The following is a 19,720-nucleotide window of genomic DNA, read 5'->3' as shown; positions in this document are numbered from 1 at the left end:
GGGGCGCGAGGTGTGCTGGCCCTGACTTGGGGACGACTCCCTCGCCGTTGCCCCTTTTCCCAGCCTCTTCGCCTGCCTCCACCTTGCGGACGGAGGGGGGGGCGTCTTTTCCACGCAAAACACCCCCCCCCTCGGGGAAAGCACAGGTCAGAGCCGGTATAAGAGGGCTCGGGGACCTGGGGCACCACTTTCGGAGTGCCCGTCAGGCGAGCTTGCCGGGTCCCCCGGAGCGGTTACGGCCGCGGTGACAGTCCGGGCATTTCACCTGTTACGCCAGGCCCAGGTCTCCCAGCTGGTACCCCGTGAGGTAGGTCAGGCCCGCCTCGGCGATCGCATCGGCCGCGCCCCGGTCGACGATCGTGGCCACGGCGACGACCTCGCCGCCCGCCTCGCGCACCGCCTCGACGGCCGTCAGCGGCGAGCCGCCGGTGGTGGAGGTGTCCTCGACCACCAGGCAGCGGCGGCCCTTGACGTCCGTGCCCTCGATGCGGCGCTGCATGCCGTGCGCCTTCTGCGCCTTGCGCACGACGAAGGCGTCCAGGCGCTGCCCGCGCGCGGCCGAGGCGTGCAGCATCGACGTCGCCACCGGGTCGGCGCCGAGGGTCAGGCCGCCCACGCAGTCGAAGTCCAGGTCGGCGGTGAGGTCGAGCATGACCTGACCGACCAGCGGCGCGGCCTCGCCGTCCAGGGTGATCCGGCGCAGGTCGATGTAGTAGTCGGCTTCCCGACCCGACGAGAGGGTCACCTTGCCGTGCACCACGGCCTTGTCCTTGATCTGCTGGAGCAGGTCAGCGCGTACGTCAGTCATGTCCGCCAGCTTAGAGGCGCCGCCAGCTCCAGGTCGTCGCGAGCTCCAGCGGGTCCACCGGCGTCACCAGCCTCGGGAGCGTGTTGAGGCCGTTGGGCGGGCCGGACTGGGGCTCCACGCACACCGCCTCCGCCTGCTCGTCGTAGACGACCACCCACTCGCTGCGGCTGGCCACCTTCAGCTCCAGCTGCTCCGGCCAGGTGAGGGTGACGTCGACGCCGTCGGGCATGCCGAAGCAGTCGTCCCACGGACCGGGCAGCGGGTCGATACGGCGGCCGGTCGGCAGGTGGTCGTCGCCGCGCTCCTCCTGCCAGGCGGGGGTGAACCCGAGCCGTACGTCCTCGCCGCCGAGGCTGCGCCGGAACCAGGGGTGCCAGCCGACCTGCGCGGGGAAGGAGTCGCCGTACGTCTCGACGCCCATGGTGAGCGTCAGCGCGTTCTCGGACAGCTCGAAGATCTGCGTGACGCGGCCGGTGTACGGCCAGGGGTCGGCCAGGTCGTACGTGAAGTGGGCCTCGGCGTGGCCGGACTCGGTCGCGCCGGTGCGGACGCGCTTCCAGGCGGTGTCGCGGCCGGTGCCGTGGATGGCGTGCGGCGGGGAGTTCAGCGGCAGCTGGTGCTTGGTGCCGCCGTTGCGGAACTCGCCGCGCTCGATGCGCCCGCACCAGGGGACCATCGGGAACGAGCCGTAGTGCTCGCCCTGGCGCAGCACCTCCGTACCGCCGATACGGAGGCTTTCGATCCGGCATCCGATGTCCGGACGGACCGTCAACTCGACGTCGCCGGCCGCCAGCCGGACACTCTTCTCGCTACTCACGCCCCCGACACTACTTGCGTCACCGCACGCGCCGACGCGCGCGCCGCCGTGTTGGCCGGAGTGGTGGGGTCAGCGGCGGCGGCGCAGCACGCGGCCGACCACCACGGCGGAGGCGAGCGCGAGGGCCGCGGCCGGAGCGACCCAGCGCAGGGTGGCCCCCGCACCGACACCCACCGGGGCGGGCACGGGCGCGTACCGCCCGCGCGGCGGCGCGTGGTCGACCTCCTCGGCACTGCGCCCGATCATGGTCCGCCGCGCGTGCGCGGCCTCGGCGGGTACGTAGTCCGCGTCCCCGGGAAGATCGAACTCCCCCTCCGCGAGCGGGTCGAGCGCGGGGGGCGGAACGACGGCGTCGAAGACGGAGTGGCCGGCGCCCTTTTCGGGCGTGCCGGAACCGGACCCGGACGTGGTGGGCCCGGTCGGCTCCGCCGCGGGCGCCGTGGCGTCCGCCTCGGGCGCGCCCCCGGCTCCCTTCCCCGCGCCTTTCGTGTCCGCGGCGAGCGCCGCGCCGAAGCGGTCCAGCAGGCGGGAGGCCGAGGCCCGGGCGCCTTCCGGGGTCGCCGTGGCCACGCGGCCGTCCGCCGTGGCCGTGCCGGTGAAGGACAGGCGGGTGCCCTTGGGCTCGGGGGCCAGGCGGAGGGTGAGGGAGAACTTCGCCGCGCCCGTGCCGCGCACCTCCGTGCCCTGCGCCTCCACGCCGAACGTGTCCTCGTCGAGCTCGGTGATCCGCAGCGTGCCCCGGTAGGTGATCGTGTGTCCCTCGACGCGGAGCTTCAGCCGCCCGGCCACCGGTGGCTCGCCCGCGTCCTGCTGCAGGCCGGGGACGCAGCAGGCGACCCTCGCCGGGTCCCGCAGCGTCTGGCGGAGTGACTGGACCTCAACCGGAACGAACACCTCATGCTCCATGAAACGAGCCTACTCAGGGGTGGCCGTCCCGTCTGCGCAAACGCCCCGCCGACCCGTGCCGAACCCCTCTCATCCCGTATAGCGCGGGTGCACCAGCGTCGACGGGGGCAGCTCGTCGCGGGGGCGCTCGTCCGCCAGGGGCTCCAGCTCGGGGGCGAGCGGGGCTCCCGGGGGGCCGGACGGCGAGGCCAGGACGAAGCCCCAGTCGTGCGGGGACTTCGTGGCTTCCGAGGCGCGGTCGGGGCCCGCCGTGAAGCCCGTGAGGCGGCCCGTCGCGCGGTACGGCACGGTCCGCAGGCCCGCCGCCCGTACCGTCGACTCCACCGTCCAGTACGTGTGCGCCCGCGTCGCGACCGGGCCCGCGTGCACCACGATCCGCCCGCCCGGCGCCAGCACCCGCGCGGCGAGGCCGAAGAACTCCTCCGAGTAGAGCTTGGTGCTCGGGGTGATGCCCGGGTCCGGCAGATCGGAGACCACCACGTCGAACGGACCGGCCGACCGCCCCGGCCCCCGCAGCCAGCCGAACGCGTCCGCGACCACCGGCCGCACCCGCCGGTCCTCGTACGCATGGCCGTTCAGCGCCGACAGGGCCGGGTCGTGGCGCGCCAGGTCGACGACGCCCGCGTCGAGTTCGACCAGGGTCACCGAGCGCACGCCCGGGTGGCGCAGCGCCTCGCGCGCGGCGAGGCCGTCCCCGCCGCCCAGGATCAGCACCCGCCCGTACGGGCCCGAGTCCATCGCGGGGCCCATGAGCGCCGAGTGGTAGCGGTGCTCGTCGCGGCCGCTGACGCGCAGCCGGCCGTCGAGGAAGAGGTCGAGCGGGCCGCCGGGGCCGTGTCCGGTGCGGCTGCCGGTGAGGACGATCTCCTGCACCCCGGTCTGCACCGCGACCCGCACCTGTCCCCCGTACACCGCGCGCCGCGCCGCCTGCTCGAAGGCGCCGACCAGAGCGGTCGTCGTCGCCAGGACCGCGAGGACCAGCACGTTCGCCGCGAACAGCCACCATCGCGCGCGGGGCGTCAGATCGCGCCGGAACAGCCACAGCACCAGCGCGCCGCCCGCGACCGCGTTGACCGCGCCGGTCAGCAGCGCTCCCGTCAACTGGCCGAGCAGCGGCAGCAGGAGGAAGGGGAAGGCGAGGCCGCCGACGAGCGCTCCCACGTAGTCGGCGGCGAACAGGTCCGCGACCGTGCCGCCGGGGTCCTGCCGGGAGACCCGCTGGATCAGGGTCATCAGGAGTGGAATCTCCGCGCCGATGAGCACGCCGATCCCGAGCGAGAACGCCACGAGTGCGTACCTCGCGCCGCCGAACCAGGCGAACGTCGCGTACAGCACCATCGCCGAGCAGCCGCCGACCAGGGCGAGGGCCGCCTCGATGAGGCCGAAGCCGACGGCTGCGTGCAGCCGCAGCCGTTTGGCGAGCAGGGAGCCGATGCCCATGGCGAAGACCATCACGGACAGCACGACGGAGGCCTGGGTGACCGAGTCGCCGATCAAGTACGAGGCGAGGGCGACTAGTTCGAGTTCATACACGAGTCCGCAGGCCGCGCAGATGAACACGGTGCCGAGCACGATGAACCGCGCGGTGCTGCGCCGGTGTGCCGGCGGCGGGATGCCACAGGGCAGGACGGACACAGACGGTTCGATCATGATGGGAACGCTACGTCACGACTCACTGACATCTTGTCACCCACAAGAGTGCAACTAGCGCACTGCGGAGGGAATTACGGCCCTCCCAGTGGCGGTACACCCCCTCCTGCCTGCACGCATTCTCAGTGCCCGACGGGTGCCGCCATTCCGACACCGACCCTCGTACGGGTCACCACCAACTGCCCTTCCTGCGGGTACGCGTGCCAGGTCCGCCAGCGCACCTGGCCCTCGCAGCGCTGCGCGATCATCGCGGTGAACGCGTGCGGCGAGCCGGGAAACGTCCCCGCAAGGCCGTTGGGGTGGTCCGCGACCAGCGCGAGGAGCTCCTGGGCGCGCCCCGCGAACGAGCCCCCGGACAACGTCTCCACCCGCGCGGCGAACTCGTATTCCCACTCCCCGAGACGTTTCGCCACCCCGAGGGGCAGCGGTGTGCTGCTGCCGGGCATACAGGCGACGGTCTCCGAACAGGAGCCCTGCTCCTCTTCGAGGAGCACCTGGTGGGAGGCACCGAGAAGTCTCAACTGGAGTTTGGCGCCGGAGAGTTCGAGGTCGAGGACGGCCAGCGCGGGCAGCGGCTCCCGGCCCAGAGCCCAGGCGAGGTCACTGGCACGCGTGTCGGTGTAGACGGTCTTGAGAGTCGTGAGCATGGGTGGGCTCCGCAAAACACACATGGGGAGGGTGGACGACCGGGGTCACCCCGGAACCGGTGCGAGGGAAGGGGGGACCGCCTGCTCAGGTCCGCCCGGCGGGGGGTCCGTGGACTGCGTTCCTCAACAGCGAGGGAACCATGAAGTGCGCGGCGCCCACAGCGTTTTTACCCAACTTGACGTGGTTTCCATCCCCTGGGATGCAACACGGTTCAACTGTTCAACCGGAGGGTGCGCACGAAGGCGCCCGGCGGGTGTTGACCCACCGGGCGCGCGGAAGGGGCGTGCGGACGGAATCGGCTGCCCCGTGTCAGCCGCGACCGCCGCGAACGGTCAGCCGTACTCCCGCGAACCGGTCGGCCGGAGGGTCTTCCAACCGGTCGGCCGGAGCTTGTCCGAACCGTCAGGTGAGGCCTCTGCGATCCGTCGGCCGAGGCTTCTGTGAACCGTCAGCTGGAGCCGCCGCAGCCGCCGCCCCCGCAGGACGAACCGCCCCCGCAGGAGGAGTGGCCACCGCCGCACGAGTGGCCGCCGTGGTGGCCGCCGCTGCTGCCGCCGTCACCGGCCCACCAGGAACCGGACGAGCCGCCCGCCCCGGACGACCACGACCGCGCCCGGCCCCGGCGCCGGCGCCGACTGGAGATCTTGTCCGCGAGGAACCAGACCGTTACCAGGAAAGCCGCCCCGATGACATATCCCATCTCCCCCACCGTCCTTCGTCCTTCTCCCGTATGTGACAGGGGGATGCCCCCCGCCACCGGAAGCGAAAGCAGACTTGAGCAACTCCAGAGGTTCCGCGCAGGATGGCGGCCATGACCTCCAGCGCGCGCCCTCTCCTCAACCGCCGCCTCGCCGAGTTCGGCACCACGATCTTCGCCGAGATGTCCGCCCTCGCGGCGTCCACCGGAGCCATCAACCTCGGCCAGGGCTTCCCCGACACCGACGGCCCCGAGGAGGTGCGCGAGGCCGCCGTGCGGGCCCTGCGCGACGGGCGGGGCAACCAGTACCCGCCGGGCCCGGGCGTGCCCGAGCTGCGCACGGCGATCGCGGACCACCAGTTGCGGCGCTACGGGCTCGCGTTCGACCCGGACCGCGAGGTGCTGGTGACGGCGGGCGCCACCGAGGCGATCGCGGCCGCGCTGCTCGCCCTGGTGGAGCCGGGGGACGAGGTGATCGCCCTGGAGCCGTACTACGACTCGTACGCGGCGTGCATCGCCATGGCGGGCGGCACCCGCGTCCCGGTGACGCTGCGCCCCGAGACCGTCGACGGCGGGCAGCGGCGCTTCGTGCTCGACCTCGACGAGCTGCGCGCCGCCGTCACCCCGCGCACCCGCCTCATCCTGCTCAACACCCCGCACAACCCCACCGGAACCGTGCTCACGCGCGCGGAGCTGACGGCGGTGGCGGAGCTGGCGTGCGAGCGGGACCTGCTGGTGGTGACCGACGAGGTGTACGAGCACCTGGTCTTCGACGGCGAGCACGTGCCGCTGGCGACGCTGCCGGGGATGCGCGGGCGCACACTCACGATCGGCTCGGCGGGCAAGACGTTCTCGTTCACCGGCTGGAAGGTCGGTTGGGCCACCGGTGCGCCCGAGCTGGTCGCGGCCGTCCGCTCGGCCAAGCAGTTCCTGACGTACGTGGCCTCCGGGCCCTTCCAGTACGCGGTCGCCGAGGCGCTGCGGCTGCCGGACGCGTACACCGACGGGATGCGCGACGAACTGCGGGGCAAGCGGGACCTGCTGAGCGAGGGCCTGGCGGCGGCGGGCTTCGCGGTGTACCGCCCGGCGGGCACGTACTTCGTCACCACCGACATCCGCCCGCTGGGCGAGGAGCTCTCACACGGCGGCGACGGCTTCGCCTTCTGCCGGGCGCTGCCGGAGCGCTGCGGGGTGGTGGCGATTCCCAACGCCGTCTTCTACGACCACCGGGACGCGGGCGCGCCTTTCGTCCGATTTGCCTTCTGCAAGAGGGAGAGTGTGCTGGAAGAGGCCGTCTCCCGGCTGAAGGCGCTCGCGGGCTGAGCTCGCGGACCGGCAGGCCCACGGGACCGACTACGCGCGCGCCCGGAGGTGCACCCTGTCCGCCGAGATCACCGCCCTCGTACGCCGGTCCGGCACCGCCCTGTCCACGCCGCGCCGGCTGACCGCGCTGCGCCGGGCGGCCCCCGCGCTCGGGCTGTTCGCCGCCGTCCGGCTCAGCGGGATGCTGTGCCTGGCCGGGTGGGCCTGGCATCTGGGGCGCTCGCCGCGCGCGCTGCTCGCGACGACGTGGGACGCCGACTGGTACATCAAGATCGCGGCGAACGGCTACGGGCGGACGCTGTACTGGCCGGGCGGGGTGGTTCAGAGCGACCTGGCGTTCTTCCCCCTCTACCCGACCCTGCTGCGGGCGGTGACGACGTTCCTGCCGGTGGCGGGCGGCACGGCCGGGCTGCTGGTCTCCTGGACGGCGGCGGCCGCGGCGGCCTGGGGGACCTACGCGGTCGGCGACCGCCTGGCGGGCCGCCGCACGGCAACGGCTCTCGTCCTGCTGTGGGGCCTGCTGCCGCACTCCATCGTGCTGTCCATGGCGTACACCGAGCCGGTGATGACGGCGCTGGCCGCCTGGTCGCTGTGGGCGCTCCTGGAACGGCGCTGGCTGTGGGCGGGCGCCCTCGCGGCCCTGGCGGGCCTCTCGCGGCCCAACGCGGTCGCGGTGGCGTCGGCGGTCACGGTGGCGGCCGCGGCGGCGCTGTGGCGCGGCGGGCGGGGCGTACGGCGGGACTGGCGGGTGTGGGCGGCGGGGCTGGCGGCGCCGCTCGGCTGGTGCGGATACGTCCTGTCGGTCGGCGCCCGAAAAGGTGATCCGCTGCGCGGCTACTTCGCGGTCCAGGCCGCCTGGACGTCGAGGTTCGACTTCGGCCGGGGGACGCTGCGCTTCGTACGGAAGCTGGCGACCGGGCCGTACGACCTCGGCTACACGATGGCGTTCCTGATCACGGCGGCGGCCCTGCTCCTGTTCACCCTGTTCCTGCTGGAGCGCCCGCCCCTGCCCGTGCTCGTCTACACGGCGGTGCTGGTCCTGATCACGATCGGCGGCTCGGGGTTCTTCGAGTCCAAGCCGAGGTTCCTGCTGCCCGCCTTCCCGCTGCTGCTGCCGCTGGCGGCCGCACTGGCGAAAGCCCGGCCGAGGGCGGCGGTCACGGTGACCGCGGCCCTGGCCGGGCTGTCGTTCGCGTACGGGGCGTATCTGCTGACGCTGGCCCCGATGGCGCTGTGAAGCCGTGAGCGCCGGGCGTCAGGCGTCGTCGCCGGGGGCGTCGCCCTCGTCGTCGCCCTCGGCCTCCTCGGCGGCCTTCTCCAGGCCGAGCTGCTCCACGAGCCACTTGTCGAACTCGATCGAGGCGCGGACCCAGCTGACGGTCGACGACACGAAGTGCTCAAGGGCGACGCCGGTGCCGATCAGCATCTGCGCCTCACCGATGAGGCGGACGGCGCCGTCGTCGTGGGTGTGCGTGTAGACCTTGGGCCACAGGGTGCGGCGGTTCCAGTCGTCGATCGTCTCCAGCAGCGCGAGCTTGTCGTCGATGCTGTGCGGGCGGTCGTAGAAGGTCCGCACCGAGAAGACCTGCTGGTCGTCCTCGCCACGGAACATGAAGTACGTGCGGAACTCCTCCCACGGCGCGGCGAGGTCGCCCTCGTCGTCCACGACGTACTTGAGCTCCATCTGTTCCAGGAGCTGCTTTACCAGATCCTGGTCGGGTACGACGGGCCCGGCCGGTCCACCGGTGGGCTGCGGGCCGGGCTGAGCCCCGAAATTCGGAATCGAGGACGGGTCGATGCTCATCGTGAATCTTCCTTCGTACGGTTCCGGTCATCCTCTCCCATGCCGGGCGGGGGCTGGCAACCCCCGCCACGGGTATCCGCTGACGGCTGACCGAATCCCGGCGCGCGGGCCGGTTCAGGGCCTGTCCTTTCCGGTCGCCGCGCCCACGATCAGCCCCTCCCCGAAACGGTCGACGCGGACCGTGTCGCCGTCCTTGACCTCGCCCGCCAGGATCTCCTTGGCGAGGCGGTCGCCGATGGCGGTCTGGATGAGGCGGCGCAGGGGGCGGGCGCCGTAGGCCGGGTCGTTGCCCTCCTCGGCCAGCCAGGCCAGGGCCTCGGGGGTGACCTCCAGGGTGAGGCGGCGGTCGGCCAGGCGCTTGGCCAGGCGGGCGATCTGGAGCTCCGCGATGTGGGCCAGCTCGTCCTTGGTGAGGGCCGAGAAGACCACCAGGTCGTCCAGGCGGTTCAGGAACTCGGGCTTGAAGGAGGCCCGGACCATCTCCAGGACCTGTCGTTTCTTCTCTTCTGCGCTGGTCAGCGGCTCTACCAGATACTGGCTGCCCAGGTTCGACGTAAGCACCAGGATCGTGTTGCGGAAGTCGACCGTACGGCCCTGGCCATCGGTGAGACGGCCGTCGTCGAGGACCTGGAGGAGCACGTCGAAGACCTCCGGGTGCGCCTTCTCGACCTCGTCGAGCAGGACCACGCTGTACGGGCGGCGGCGGACGGCCTCGGTGAGCTGGCCGCCCTCCTCGTACCCCACGTACCCGGGCGGGGCGCCGACCAGGCGGGCCACGCTGTGCTTCTCGCCGTACTCCGACATGTCGATGCGGACCATCGCCCGCTCGTCGTCGAAGAGGAAATCGGCCAGTGCTTTGGCCAGTTCTGTTTTACCCACGCCCGTCGGGCCGAGGAAGAGGAACGAGCCCGTCGGGCGGTCGGGGTCCGCGATGCCCGCCCTGGTGCGGCGGACCGCGTCCGAGACCGCGCGGACCGCCTCGCCCTGGCCGATCAGCCGGCGGCCCAGCTCGTCCTCCATGCGCAGCAGCTTCTGCGTCTCGCCCTCCAGGAGGCGGCCGGCCGGAATGCCGGTCCAGGCGCCGACCACGTCGGCGATGTCGTCGGGGCCGACCTCGTCCTTGACCATGGTGTCCTTGGACGCCTCCTGCTCGGCCTCGGACGCCTCCTCCAGCTCGCGCTCCAGGGTCGGGATCTCGCCGTACAGCAGCTTGGAGGCGGTGTCGAAGTCGCCGTCGCGCTGGGCGCGCTCGGCCTGGCCGCGCAGGTCGTCGAGGCGCTCCTTGAGCTCACCGACCCGGTTCAGGCCCTCCTTCTCCTTCTCCCAGCGGGCGGTGAGGCCGCGCAGCTCCTCCTCCTTGTCGGCGAGGTCGCGGCGGATCTTCTCCATCCGCTCCTTGCTCGCCGCGTCCGTCTCCTTGGAGAGGGCCAGCTCCTCCATGCGCAGCCGGTCCACGGCCCGCTGGAGCTCGTCGATCTCCACGGGGGAGGAGTCGATCTCCATGCGCAGGCGCGAGGCGGCCTCGTCGACCAGGTCGATCGCCTTGTCGGGCAGGAAGCGGGAGGTGATGTAGCGGTCTGACAGGGTCGCGGCCGCCACCAGCGCGCTGTCCGCGATCTGCACCTTGTGGTGCGCCTCGTACCGGCCCTTGAGGCCGCGCAGGATCGCGATGGTGTCCTCGACCGTGGGCTCCGCGACCAGGACCTGCTGGAAGCGGCGCTCCAGGGCGGGGTCCTTCTCGATGCGCTCGCGGTACTCGTCGAGCGTCGTCGCACCCACCATCCGCAGCTCGCCCCGGGCCAGCATCGGCTTGAGCATGTTGCCCGCGTCCATGGCCGAGTCGCCGCCGGCGCCCGCGCCGACGACCGTGTGCAGCTCGTCGATGAACGTGACGATCTGGCCGTCGCTCGCCTTGATCTCGGAGAGGACGGTCTTCAGTCGCTCCTCGAACTCGCCCCGGTACTTCGCCCCCGCCACCATCGCGCCGAGGTCCAGCGAGACGAGCCGCTTGTTCTTCAGGGACTCCGGGACGTCGCCCTTCACGATCCGCTGGGCCAGGCCCTCCACGACCGCGGTCTTGCCGACGCCGGGCTCACCGATGAGCACCGGGTTGTTCTTGGTGCGCCGGGAGAGCACCTGCACCACCCGGCGGATCTCCTGGTCCCGGCCGATGACCGGGTCGAGCTTGCCCTCGCGGGCCGCGGCCGTGAAGTCCGTGCCGAACTTCTCCAGGGCCTTGTACTGGCCCTCGGGGTCGGGGGTTGTCACCCGCCGTCCTCCTCGTACTGTCTCGAATGCCTCAAGGAGCTTCTTCGCGGTCGCGCCCTGCTGGGCGAGCAGCTCGCCGGTCCGGCCGCCCTTGGCGGCGAGGCCGATGAGCAGGTGCTCGGTGGAGAGGAAGTCGTCGCCCAGTTCCTTGGCGCGCTGCGCGGCGTCGGCGATGACGGCCAGCAGTTCGCGGTCGGGCTGGGGCGGGGCGACCGTGGACCCGGTCACGCTGGGCAGCGCGGCGAGCAGCCGCTCCGCCCCGGACCGTACGGCGGCCTGGTCGGCGTCGACGGCCGCCAGCAGATCGACGATGTTCTCGTTCTCCTCGCCCGTCAGGAGGGCGAGGAGCAGATGCGCGGCCGTCAGGTCCGGGTGTCCGTCGGACACGGCCCGGTTACTGGCCGCGTTGATCGCGTCCCGGCTCTTGTTGGTCAGCTCGGCGTCCACGTGCGGTCTCTCCTCCTCGGCGTAGGGGTCCTGAACTTCATGACCCGTCCAGCGTACATAAAGTTGAGCCGATTCCGCTCAAGGTACGGGGACCGGGTTCGGCGTAGATTTCCGCGCATGACCACGGACACGGCCGCCACCCAGGCCCCCCGCACCCGGACCCCTCTGGACCCCCGGCAGCCCGATCCGGCCTACCTCAGCTTCTGGCGCGAGCGGCACTTGTGCACGCTGACGACCCCGCGCCCGGACGGCAGCCCGCACCTGGTGCCGGTGGGGGTCACGTACGACCCGGAGGCCGGGGTCGCGCGGGTGATCGCCAACAGGTCGAGCAAGAAGGTCGCGAACGTGCTGGCCGCCGGGGCGGAGGGGGCGCGTGTGGCGGTGTGCCAGGTGGACGGGCGCCGCTGGGCCACGCTTGAGGGCCGGGCTCACGTACGTACGGAGCCGGGGCCGATCGCCGAGGCGGTGGCGCGGTACGCCGAGCGGTACGGGCGGGTGCCGCGCGAGAACCCGGACCGGGTGCTGATCGAGATCGTCCTGGAGCGGGCGATGGGCAAGGGCTGAGCGCGGGCGCCGCTGCGTGCGTGCGCGCGCAGCACAGCGGCGCCACCGTGTTCAGGTCCACGATGGCGCCGCTGTGTGGGGGAAGCGCCTGAGCGATTTACAACGACGGGGGAATCGCTTCAGGCGCTGCGGGGGGTGGCGGTAGATGACTCGGGGTCGAACAGTTGGTGGTCACGCTGGTCCAGATTGACGAACACCATGCCGTACCGCACGGCACAGCGAATCGGCTGCGGCGCCCCTCGTGGCCGGCGGAGGCACCGGTAGGCACGGACGTCCTCGTCGTCCTCACGCGCGACCAGGATCGGCTCGCCGAACAGGGTGACCATCAACGAATCGCCGCTATGGGGAATAGCCGTGACGAGGTCGATGAAGTGCCACCCCGAGCGGTAGGCCGTGGCCATCTCGCGCCGGAAGACCCGGTCGTCCGGCGGGAGGCTCATGCGCCGACACCCGCGGGCGCGACCTCCCAGGTGGGCTCACCCGGAGAAGCCAGGACCCGCGTCACCGGCTTGTGCTCCCAGGTGGGCTCTCCCGGAGCCGCTACGGTTCCGTGGGACGGCTTGCTCTCCCACGTGGGTTCCCCACTCGCGGCGAGAGCGCAAAGAGCAGCCGTGACAACGGCTATAGCGCTAAGTGCTCGAACCATCCTGCTCATGGCCGATCTCCACCTCTTTATGATCATTCCCTCCCCCCGCGCATAAGACGATGGCTCACTCTGAGCGCTTCCACCAGCGAGGCCAGGCATCATGTTCCTGTAATTCAGGAGTATGAGGGGGGTGTAATCCGGTTGTATCAGGGGCACTTCGGACATAGTCATGGCCCTACAGACCTGTGCGAGATGGGCAAGACCCTCTACGGCACCGCGTTGCGTACCGGCGGAATAACTCGCACGGAAGCCCAGGCCGCTCCCTGTCTCATCGATCTCGCGCTGCTGCGGCCCGATGCGGAGGACGCGGAGCAGCTGCGGCCGGTCCCTCCCTCGGTCGTCCTGAACCAGCTCGTGCAGCCGCTCGAACGCGAGATCCAGGAGCGCAGGAAGCTGTCGATGTCGCTGGCCAGTACTTTCGAGCCATTCATGGCCATCACCAGCGAAGACGCGGCAAGCACCCATGCGATCACGGTCCTTGAGGGGCTCGAACTCATCAACGCGACGCTGGACCGCGTCATCGACGAGTGCACCAAGGAGCTGCTCACCATCCAGCCCGGCAGCGGGCGCAGACCCGAGACCCTGGAGTCGGGCCTGCGCCGGGTCCAGCCGCTGCTCGACCGGGGCGTCGACATGCGCACCCTCTATCAGCACACCTCCCGCCACCACTCCGCGACGATCGGATACGTGGAGCGCATCGCGCCGTACGGGCTTGAGGTCCGCACGCTGGAAGAGATCATCGACCGGCTGATCATCGTGGACCGCCGGGTCGCCTTCATCCCCGCGCGCAGCGACCGCCGGGTCGCGCTCGAACTGCGGCACGAGGGCCTGGTGCAGTATCTGGTCGGCGTCTTCGACCAGTTCTGGCTGCACGCGGTGCCGTGGGAGGAGGAAGTCCCGTACGCCCAGAAGGCGGAGGGCATCACGGGCGTCCAGCGCTCCATCGCCAAGCTCCTGGTGGAGGGGCACGTGGACGACTCGATCGCACGCCGGCTCGGCATGAACGTACGTACCTGCCGCGCGCACATCGCCAAGCTGAACGCCGCCCTCGGCAGCGGCAGTCGCGCCCAGCTCGGCTATCTCATCGCCCAGTCCGGAATCCTGGAGCAGGACAACTGAACGCGCTTCCCACCCACGAGCCCGAAGAGCCGCTCGTGGAGTTCGACCCCGTCGCCGGTGCCGTCACCGTCTCCGGCGACGGTCTCCCCCGCGTCGAGCTGCGCCGCACCGGCGGCGAGCCGGACGCGCACACGCCGGTCGGCACCCGCGCCGCCGACCGGCTGGCGCTCACCGTCGACGGCGAACCGGCCGGTCTCGACCCGGCCGGGGGGCGGCTGACCCGGCGCTCCTACCGGGTCGACGCGGTCTGCGGCGCCGTCCGCTACCGGCTCGTCCCCGACTCGCCGGCCGGCAGCCGCCTGCTGCGCGAGGGCCGCCGCCTCGGCACGCTCCGGTGTGACGGGGACGGGCGCGTGGACGCGGAGTGGCGCGAGGGCGCGAAGGTGCTGCCGCTGGACGTGAGCGTCGGATACGCGCTGGCCGCCGCGTTCGGCACGGGGGCGCAGCCGATGTGGATGACGGCGATCGACATCGGGGCGGACCTGCTGGACTGAGCGCGCGCCCCTTTTTGGCCCGGGGTTCGTCTGCGGGCCGCCTGTGGCTGGTCGCTCCCCCAAGTTCTCGGCTTCGCTCGAACAGGGGGGACCCCCATCGCGGCGGAGCCGCAAATGTCACAGCCCCGCGCCCCTGAAATGCCGCTGCGCGGCATGCCCTGGGCGCCCCGCAGGGGCGCATTCTTAGGGGCGCGGGGAACTGCGCGAGCAACCCACCACGGTCCGCAGACGAAACCCCGGGACCGCCTATACGTGCGGGTGGCTCCCAGGTGGCTCCTCGTCGTCCGTGGCTCGGCCACGCACGCGCCCGCGCGGCCGGTGCGGCATCAGGTCCTTGCCGCGCGCCTCGCCGGTGCCGACGATCGGGAGGGGGTGCGCGGGGCGGCCGTCGGGGGACTGCGGGAACTGCAACAGCCGCCCCGGCGCGGGTGGTTGACCGGTCTCGGGATGCCCGGCCGCGCCCCGCCCGCCGTCGCCACCGGGGTACGCGTCCCCCTCCGGAGGGCGCCCCGTCCGCTGCGGCCCGTCGTCGCCCCACTCACCGGCGGGCTCGGCCGCAGCCGCCCGGCGGCTGACGCGGGCGTGCTCCTCCCAGCCCTCCTGGAACCAGCGGAGCTGCTCGCGCTGGAGCTCGTCGTCGGTGAGGACGCGTACGCCGTCGAGGCCGGCGCGCCGGACCTTCTCGCCCAGCTCGATCAGCAGGCCGCCCAACAGCTGGGCCAGTCCGTCCTGTTCGACCCCTGATCCGTCGTCGTCCGCCATCCCCCGCCCCCCTTCACACCCCCGGGCTGCCGGCCCCCTCGCCGCTCTCCGGCAGGAACGCCCTCGTCACGCGTACGAAGAGCTCCCGCAGCTCGGGAGGCACCCCCATGCGGCGGGCGGCCTCCTCGGGACTGAGCGGCTGAGGGCCATCCACGTCCTGCCCGCCCCGGGTCACGGCAATCGGCAGATCGTCCTCGGAGAGCCGCCCGGACCGGATGAGCATGTCCCGCAGCGGTACGCCGAGCACGGCCGCCAGTCTGCGCATGGTCTCCAGGTCCGGCATGCTCTGGCGCTGCAACAACCTGCTCACGGCGGCCCGGTGGACCCCGGCGTCGTCCGCGAGCTTCGACTTGCCGCCGCCGCGCGGGCTGTCGATGTCGTAGTCACGCAGCCGCATCAGGCGCTCTATCCAGGTGGCGAACTCTTCGAGCCCGTCCGCGTGGCTCCGGCCGCCGTCGCCGCGGTAGCCCTGCTCGTTGCGGGCGCCGGCCCGTGCGCTCGAACCCATGTGGTCGCTCTCCCTCGTCGCGGGGAACAGCGTACTCCTGGCGCACTCGCGTGACAGTAGGTGCGCGCTCGCACGCAGGAGTCGCTTGCGTACGCGCACGCACCGTGTCACCCTGATCACGCGTTCGCAATTTGCCGAACTCGTGTTCCCATACGTGGGGAGGGGTTTGCACGTGCCCGCACACATGACCGCTCCAAAGACGCCCTTGACCTCGGACTTATCCCGATCGGCGGACGACCTCGACTGGCGCAGGGCCGCCGCCTGCGTAAACCTTCCACAACGCTCCGTATTCGCCCGCGTTCCCTCCGAAGCGGAACCGGTATTGCGAGCATGCAACCAGTGTCCCATCCGCAGGCAGTGCGAGGTGGTCGTCGACCCCGCGCACACCTTCTTCGACGGGGTGAGCGGCGGACGGCTCTGGCGCAACGGCCGCGAGGTCAAACGGACCAAGGCGCTCGCCTCCCGGCAGGCGGGGCGATGAGGACCGAGGGCGCGGGCACGGTAAAGGCCGAAGGTACGGACGCGGGCGCGGACGCCGGTGCGGTGTGGCTGGAGTCGCTGTGCCGCCGGTTCCCCGACCTCCTCGCCGAGCTGGCCCCGTCCCCCACGGGCCTGCGCGAACGGCCCGGCGGCGGGGCCGCGCGCTCCACCACCGCCCCGATCCGGCTGCACATCTCCGACGCCGTACGGGACATCACCGACGGCGTGGTCGAGCTGGAGGAGGCGGTACGGGAACGGCTCGGCCTGCGCCCGGCGGCCCCGGCCCCGGTGGTGACCCGGCTGCGCCGCATCGCCGGACTCCTTGACCGCGTGAGGGAGTTGCCCGACCTCGCCGAGCACCTGACGGAGGAGACCCGGCGCATGGCCCGGCGCTGCGCCCGCGAGCTCGGGGACCCGGAGCAGATGATCCGGCTCGACGGGCGCTGCCCCGCGTGCGACTCGGTGTCGCTGCGCATCTTCCCGGAGCGCGGCGCCGTGCTCTGTGTGAACCCCGTCTGCCGCCATGTGCTGGAGACGGCCTCGGGGGACGCGGCCCAAGAGGATGCGGCCCAGGGGGAGGCTTCGTGAGCACATGTCTGGTCTCGGGCGACCTCGCCGCCGCCGAAGTCGCCGTATCGCCCGCGACGATTCGCAAATGGGTCCAGCTGGGACATCTGAAATCTGCGGGCCGCCAGGGACGCAGGCTGCTCTACCGGCTTGAGGACGTATTCGCGGCGGAGCGTTCCGTACATCGCGACGAGATCGCATAGGGATCCTTTCACCATCTCCCCATGGCCTCACCCGTATCCGGGTGGGGCCCTTTCCCATGCCGCCGCACTGTCACCAAATGTCCCTGGAGAAAGTCTGGTTGCGGAATTCGCGACCTCGGATCACACTTGTCGCAGCGGCAGATCCGCGCCCACATCCGGGGCGACGGGTCTGCCGCTTCGTGTTGGAAAGGAAACCCACCAGTGGATCAGATCCTGTTCTGGAACGCGGTCGCCCTGGAAGCCGACCGCACGACCCACACCACGGGCGCCCCCGCCGAGGCCGGCACCCGGGGCCCGTGCGGCGCCTCCCGGGCGCTGGCGATGACCCATCTCGCCATGCACGACGCCTACTTCGGCATCCACCCCGGCCACGACTGCTACCTGGGCGGCTCGCTGCCCCAGGCCCCGGTCGGGGCCTCCTCCGACGCGGCCATAGCCGCCGCCGCGCACGCCACGCTCAGCGCTCTCTACCCCACCCAGAAGGACTACTTCAACGCCCAGCACCGGGCGGCCGGGCTTCCCTCCGGCCAGGGCACCGGCGACGGCCACACCTTCGGCCTGCGGGTCGCCGGCGTACTCCAGTCTCTGCGCAGGAACGACCCCGGCCTCGGCGACGACGGCTACGTCTACTCGGTCGACCGGCTGCACCACCGGCCCGACCCGGTCGACCCGGGCCAGGGCGCGTACGCCGCGTTCTACGGCGCCCGCTCCCACCTGTTCGCGGCGACCACCCGCCACCACCTGGACGCCCCGCCGCAGCCGGGCACCCCGAAGTACCGGGCGGGGCTGCGCCAGGTGCGCGCCAAGGGCATCGCGACACATCTGATGGGCGCACTGCCGGAGGACCTGCGGGCGAGCCGCCGCACCCAGCAGGAGACCACCGCGGGCATGTTCTGGGCGTACGACGGGGTCGTCGGCCTGGGCACGCCGCCCCGCTTCTACAACCAGATCGTCCGCAAGGTCGCCGAGGCCCAGCACAACGACACCGCCAAGAACGCCCGGCTGTTCGCCCTGCTCAACACGGCCATGGCCGACGCGGGCATCCTGGCCTGGTTCGACAAGTACCACTACGACCTGTGGCGCCCGGTCGTCGGCATCCGCGAGCACGACACCTCTTCGGGCCCGGCCGGCACCGGCACGGCGGCCCTGAGCACGGACGCCGACCCCGAGTGGCTGCCGCTGGGCGCGCCCAACACCAACAACCCCGGCGGCAAGGTCAACCGGACGCCGAACTTCCCGTCGTACCCCTCGGGCCACGCCACCTTCGGGGCGGCCGCCTTCCAGTCGGTGCGGCACTTCTACCACCAGGGGAATTACGGCCCCGACAATCTGGCCGACGGTCTGGAATTCGTCTCCGACGAACTCAACGGCGCCAGCACCGACCCCAAGGGGACAGCCCGGACCCGAGTGGCCCGTACATTCCCCGGCGGGCTCTGGGAAATGATCAGGGAGAACAGCCTCAGCCGGGTATTCCTCGGCGTGCACTGGAACTACGACGGCTGGGTCCCCAACGCCTCCGGCGACATGGATCTGAATCTGAACATCGGCGGTGTCCGGCTCGGACTCGACATCGCGAACGACATCGCCACGCACGGCCTGCGGGCCTCGCGCGCGGCCGGTCCCGCGGCTTAGCCCGCCCCGGCGATGAATCTGCTGACCCGCGGCCGCAGGCCGCATTCCAGGAAACCCGGCACGGAAAGGGACATCACTGTGCAATCAAACGAGAGCGCTGATGCGGTGACCGAGCTCGGATCCGGCCACCCCGGCGACAACCCGCCCCCGGCCGGGCGCGGCGGCTTCGTCTACGTCATGAGCAACCAGGAGACCGGCAACTCGGTGACGGTCTTCGCCCGTGACGTCTACGGCAACCTGACCCGCAAGGGCACCTACCCGACCGGCGGCCTCGGCGTCGGCCGCAGCTACGACCTGGAGGACACCTCCGACCCGCTGGTCTCGCAGGGCTCGCTGATCGCCGGCGAGGACCAGAGGTTCCTGTTCGGCGTCGACTCGGGCAGCAACGAGGTCTCCTCCCTCGCCATCGAGGGCGAGCGGCTGCGGCTGGTCAGCCGGGTCGCCACCGGCGGCGTCCGCCCGGTCAGCCTGACCGTGCACGGCAACCTCCTGTACGCCGTCAACGCCACCGACGGCTCGATCTCCGGCTTCCACGTCGGTGACGACGGCTCGCTCACCCCGGTCGACGGCTCCCACAGGTCCCTGATCGGCGGCGCGGCGGCGGGGCCGTCGCAGATCCAGTTCACGCCCGACGGCACCCAGCTGATCGTCACCGAGCGGCAGACGAACGTCATCGACGTCTTCCCCGTCGACGCGTACGGCCGCGCGGGCGAGCCGGTGCGCAACCAGTCCAACGGCCTCGCCCCCTTCACCGCCACCTTCCACGGCGACGTGCTGATGGTGGCCGAGATCATCGGCGCCCCCGGCTTCTTCGGCTCCATGTCCACCTACCGGGTCAACCGCGACGGCACCCTCCAGGTGATCAGCGGCTCGGTGACCACCACCGAACTCACCACCTGCTGGACGGCGAACAGCACCCTGGACCCGAGCGTCGTCTACGTGGCGAACGCCCAGAGCGGTTCGATCGGCGGCTTCCGCATCGACGAGCAGGGCGCGATCAGCCTCTTCCCGGCGGACGGCCACCTCGCCGTCACCCGCAACTCGCACGCGACCCAGGACATGGCCATCACCAACGACGGCCTGTACCTGTACGTGCTGACCGCCGGGATCGACGAGAAGGTCGCGGACCCGCGGCTGCCCACCTACGTCGAGGGGACGCCGTACTGCGACAAGATGTCCATCAGCGCCTACCGGATCGAGGCCAACGCCGGTCTGACCACACTCAAGGGCTTCGGCGTCGCCGACGACCCGCCGAGGGTCACCAGCCCCGGCGTCCTGGCGCCGAGCGCGGGCGGTCTGGCCCCCGGATCGGAGGGGATCGTCGCCTTCTGACCCGTACCCCTTGCTGAACACTGACTAAGACCCGGTGGTCCACGG

20 protein-coding genes are annotated in these 19,720 nt (G+C 71.7%); 9 read left to right on the top strand and 11 right to left on the bottom strand.

All coding sequences use genetic code 11. The features are described from left to right. Positions 1 to 268: 268 nt before the first annotated feature. The 6 genes from pyrE to ACZ499_RS01905 form a co-directional block, all read right to left on the bottom strand. The gene (gene pyrE, locus ACZ499_RS01930; protein ID WP_468407913.1) at positions 269 to 808 is read right to left on the bottom strand and encodes an orotate phosphoribosyltransferase; all 540 of its coding nucleotides are present in this window, start codon (positions 806 to 808) and stop codon (positions 269 to 271) included. Positions 809 to 818: 10 nt separating this feature from the next. Then, positions 819 to 1,625 (bottom strand): aldose epimerase family protein, encoded by an 807-nt coding sequence (locus ACZ499_RS01925; RefSeq protein WP_385826638.1) that lies wholly within the window; start codon positions 1,623 to 1,625, stop codon positions 819 to 821. A 69-nt stretch (positions 1,626 to 1,694) separates the two neighbouring features. Continuing rightward, entirely contained in the window at positions 1,695 to 2,531 is an 837-nt protein-coding gene (locus ACZ499_RS01920; RefSeq protein WP_468671145.1) for an SRPBCC domain-containing protein, read from the bottom strand. Positions 2,532 to 2,600: 69 nt separating this feature from the next. Then, positions 2,601 to 4,181 (bottom strand): polyamine aminopropyltransferase, encoded by a 1,581-nt coding sequence (locus ACZ499_RS01915; protein ID WP_468671143.1) that lies wholly within the window; start codon positions 4,179 to 4,181, stop codon positions 2,601 to 2,603. Positions 4,182 to 4,303: 122 nt separating this feature from the next. Next, positions 4,304 to 4,828, bottom strand: a complete 525-nt coding sequence (locus ACZ499_RS01910; RefSeq protein ID WP_468671141.1) for a DUF2617 family protein — start codon at positions 4,826 to 4,828, stop codon at positions 4,304 to 4,306. 449 nt (positions 4,829 to 5,277) lie between these two features. Continuing rightward, positions 5,278 to 5,529, bottom strand: a complete 252-nt coding sequence (locus ACZ499_RS01905; RefSeq protein ID WP_468671139.1) for a hypothetical protein — start codon at positions 5,527 to 5,529, stop codon at positions 5,278 to 5,280. Positions 5,530 to 5,631: 102 nt separating this feature from the next. On the opposite strand from ACZ499_RS01905, the gene ACZ499_RS01900 reads away from it, so the two are divergent. Together ACZ499_RS01900 and ACZ499_RS01895 are read left to right on the top strand one after the other, a co-directional pair. After that, on the top strand, positions 5,632 to 6,849 hold the full coding sequence (locus ACZ499_RS01900; protein WP_468671137.1) for a pyridoxal phosphate-dependent aminotransferase: 1,218 nt from the start codon (positions 5,632 to 5,634) through the stop codon (positions 6,847 to 6,849). A 100-nt stretch (positions 6,850 to 6,949) separates the two neighbouring features. Beyond that, on the top strand, positions 6,950 to 8,086 hold the full coding sequence (locus ACZ499_RS01895) for a hypothetical protein (protein WP_468672064.1): 1,137 nt from the start codon (positions 6,950 to 6,952) through the stop codon (positions 8,084 to 8,086). An 18-nt stretch (positions 8,087 to 8,104) separates the two neighbouring features. Here the strand turns inward: ACZ499_RS01895 and ACZ499_RS01890 are convergent, their stop codons facing one another. Both ACZ499_RS01890 and clpB read right to left on the bottom strand, forming a co-directional pair. Then, positions 8,105 to 8,653: a type III secretion system chaperone family protein gene (locus tag ACZ499_RS01890; RefSeq protein ID WP_385548329.1), complete on the bottom strand. Its 549-nt coding sequence runs from the start codon at positions 8,651 to 8,653 to the stop codon at positions 8,105 to 8,107. A gap of 114 nt (positions 8,654 to 8,767) precedes the next feature. Next, entirely contained in the window at positions 8,768 to 11,368 is a 2,601-nt protein-coding gene (gene clpB, locus ACZ499_RS01885; RefSeq protein ID WP_468671134.1) for an ATP-dependent chaperone ClpB, read from the bottom strand. Positions 11,369 to 11,485: 117 nt separating this feature from the next. Between clpB and ACZ499_RS01880 the strand changes: the two genes are divergently transcribed. After that, positions 11,486 to 11,932, top strand: coding sequence for a pyridoxamine 5'-phosphate oxidase family protein (locus ACZ499_RS01880; protein ID WP_468671132.1), 447 nt, complete (start codon positions 11,486 to 11,488; stop codon positions 11,930 to 11,932). Positions 11,933 to 12,051: 119 nt separating this feature from the next. On the opposite strand, the gene ACZ499_RS01875 is transcribed toward ACZ499_RS01880, so the two are convergent. Beyond that, positions 12,052 to 12,372 (bottom strand): (2Fe-2S)-binding protein, encoded by a 321-nt coding sequence (locus ACZ499_RS01875; protein ID WP_385548321.1) that lies wholly within the window; start codon positions 12,370 to 12,372, stop codon positions 12,052 to 12,054. A gap of 398 nt (positions 12,373 to 12,770) precedes the next feature. Between ACZ499_RS01875 and ACZ499_RS01870 the strand changes: the two genes are divergently transcribed. Further along, positions 12,771 to 13,697 (top strand): helix-turn-helix transcriptional regulator, encoded by a 927-nt coding sequence (locus ACZ499_RS01870; protein ID WP_468407930.1) that lies wholly within the window; start codon positions 12,771 to 12,773, stop codon positions 13,695 to 13,697. A gap of 35 nt (positions 13,698 to 13,732) precedes the next feature. Next, positions 13,733 to 14,191 (top strand): hypothetical protein, encoded by a 459-nt coding sequence (locus ACZ499_RS01865; RefSeq protein ID WP_468671128.1) that lies wholly within the window; start codon positions 13,733 to 13,735, stop codon positions 14,189 to 14,191. Between the two features lie 246 nt (positions 14,192 to 14,437). On the opposite strand, the gene ACZ499_RS01860 is transcribed toward ACZ499_RS01865, so the two are convergent. Continuing rightward, positions 14,438 to 14,953 carry a hypothetical protein gene (locus ACZ499_RS01860; RefSeq protein ID WP_468671125.1) on the bottom strand — a complete coding sequence of 172 codons (516 nt, stop codon included), beginning with the start codon at positions 14,951 to 14,953 and terminating at the stop codon, positions 14,438 to 14,440. Positions 14,954 to 14,966: 13 nt separating this feature from the next. Further along, positions 14,967 to 15,350 (bottom strand): helix-turn-helix domain-containing protein, encoded by a 384-nt coding sequence (locus tag ACZ499_RS01855; protein ID WP_468408316.1) that lies wholly within the window; start codon positions 15,348 to 15,350, stop codon positions 14,967 to 14,969. A gap of 588 nt (positions 15,351 to 15,938) precedes the next feature. On the opposite strand from ACZ499_RS01855, the gene ACZ499_RS01850 reads away from it, so the two are divergent. The 4 genes from ACZ499_RS01850 (at position 15,939) to ACZ499_RS01835 (ending at position 19,675) form a co-directional block, all read left to right on the top strand. Then, positions 15,939 to 16,529, top strand: a complete 591-nt coding sequence (locus tag ACZ499_RS01850) for a hypothetical protein (RefSeq protein WP_468671123.1) — start codon at positions 15,939 to 15,941, stop codon at positions 16,527 to 16,529. Further along, positions 16,526 to 16,711 carry a helix-turn-helix domain-containing protein gene (locus tag ACZ499_RS01845; protein ID WP_385821589.1) on the top strand — a complete coding sequence of 62 codons (186 nt, stop codon included), beginning with the start codon at positions 16,526 to 16,528 and terminating at the stop codon, positions 16,709 to 16,711. The genes ACZ499_RS01850 and ACZ499_RS01845 overlap by 4 nt, the downstream gene beginning before the upstream one ends. A gap of 201 nt (positions 16,712 to 16,912) precedes the next feature. Continuing rightward, a complete protein-coding gene (locus tag ACZ499_RS01840) occupies positions 16,913 to 18,343 on the top strand; it encodes a vanadium-dependent haloperoxidase (RefSeq protein WP_468671121.1) in 1,431 nt (476 codons plus the stop codon). A 105-nt stretch (positions 18,344 to 18,448) separates the two neighbouring features. Next, on the top strand, positions 18,449 to 19,675 hold the full coding sequence (locus ACZ499_RS01835) for a lactonase family protein (protein ID WP_468671119.1): 1,227 nt from the start codon (positions 18,449 to 18,451) through the stop codon (positions 19,673 to 19,675). Positions 19,676 to 19,720 lie beyond the last annotated feature (45 nt).

The sequence above is a fragment of the Streptomyces sp. NPDC031265 genome, from assembly GCF_055570295.1.
Note: the sequence above shows the minus strand (reverse complement) of the source record. Positions and strands in the feature narration are given on the sequence as shown.

What these genes read in the sequence shown, in the direction of transcription:
- pyrE (WP_468407913.1), bottom strand. Translation starts at nt 808, where the DNA reads ATGACTGACGTACGCGCTGACCTGCTCCAGCAGATCAAGGACAAGGCC.
- ACZ499_RS01920 (WP_468671145.1), bottom strand. Translation starts at nt 2,531, where the DNA reads ATGGAGCATGAGGTGTTCGTTCCGGTTGAGGTCCAGTCACTCCGCCAG.
- ACZ499_RS01915 (WP_468671143.1), bottom strand. Translation starts at nt 4,181, where the DNA reads ATGATCGAACCGTCTGTGTCCGTCCTGCCCTGTGGCATCCCGCCGCCG.
- ACZ499_RS01910 (WP_468671141.1), bottom strand. Translation starts at nt 4,828, where the DNA reads ATGCTCACGACTCTCAAGACCGTCTACACCGACACGCGTGCCAGTGAC.
- ACZ499_RS01905 (WP_468671139.1), bottom strand. Translation starts at nt 5,529, where the DNA reads ATGGGATATGTCATCGGGGCGGCTTTCCTGGTAACGGTCTGGTTCCTC.
- ACZ499_RS01900 (WP_468671137.1), top strand. Translation starts at nt 5,632, where the DNA reads ATGGCGGCCATGACCTCCAGCGCGCGCCCTCTCCTCAACCGCCGCCTC.
- ACZ499_RS01890 (WP_385548329.1), bottom strand. Translation starts at nt 8,653, where the DNA reads ATGAGCATCGACCCGTCCTCGATTCCGAATTTCGGGGCTCAGCCCGGC.
- ACZ499_RS01880 (WP_468671132.1), top strand. Translation starts at nt 11,486, where the DNA reads ATGACCACGGACACGGCCGCCACCCAGGCCCCCCGCACCCGGACCCCT.
- ACZ499_RS01875 (WP_385548321.1), bottom strand. Translation starts at nt 12,372, where the DNA reads ATGAGCCTCCCGCCGGACGACCGGGTCTTCCGGCGCGAGATGGCCACG.
- ACZ499_RS01870 (WP_468407930.1), top strand. Translation starts at nt 12,771, where the DNA reads ATGGGCAAGACCCTCTACGGCACCGCGTTGCGTACCGGCGGAATAACT.
- ACZ499_RS01860 (WP_468671125.1), bottom strand. Translation starts at nt 14,953, where the DNA reads ATGGCGGACGACGACGGATCAGGGGTCGAACAGGACGGACTGGCCCAG.
- ACZ499_RS01855 (WP_468408316.1), bottom strand. Translation starts at nt 15,350, where the DNA reads ATGCGGCTGCGTGACTACGACATCGACAGCCCGCGCGGCGGCGGCAAG.
- ACZ499_RS01850 (WP_468671123.1), top strand. Translation starts at nt 15,939, where the DNA reads ATGAGGACCGAGGGCGCGGGCACGGTAAAGGCCGAAGGTACGGACGCG.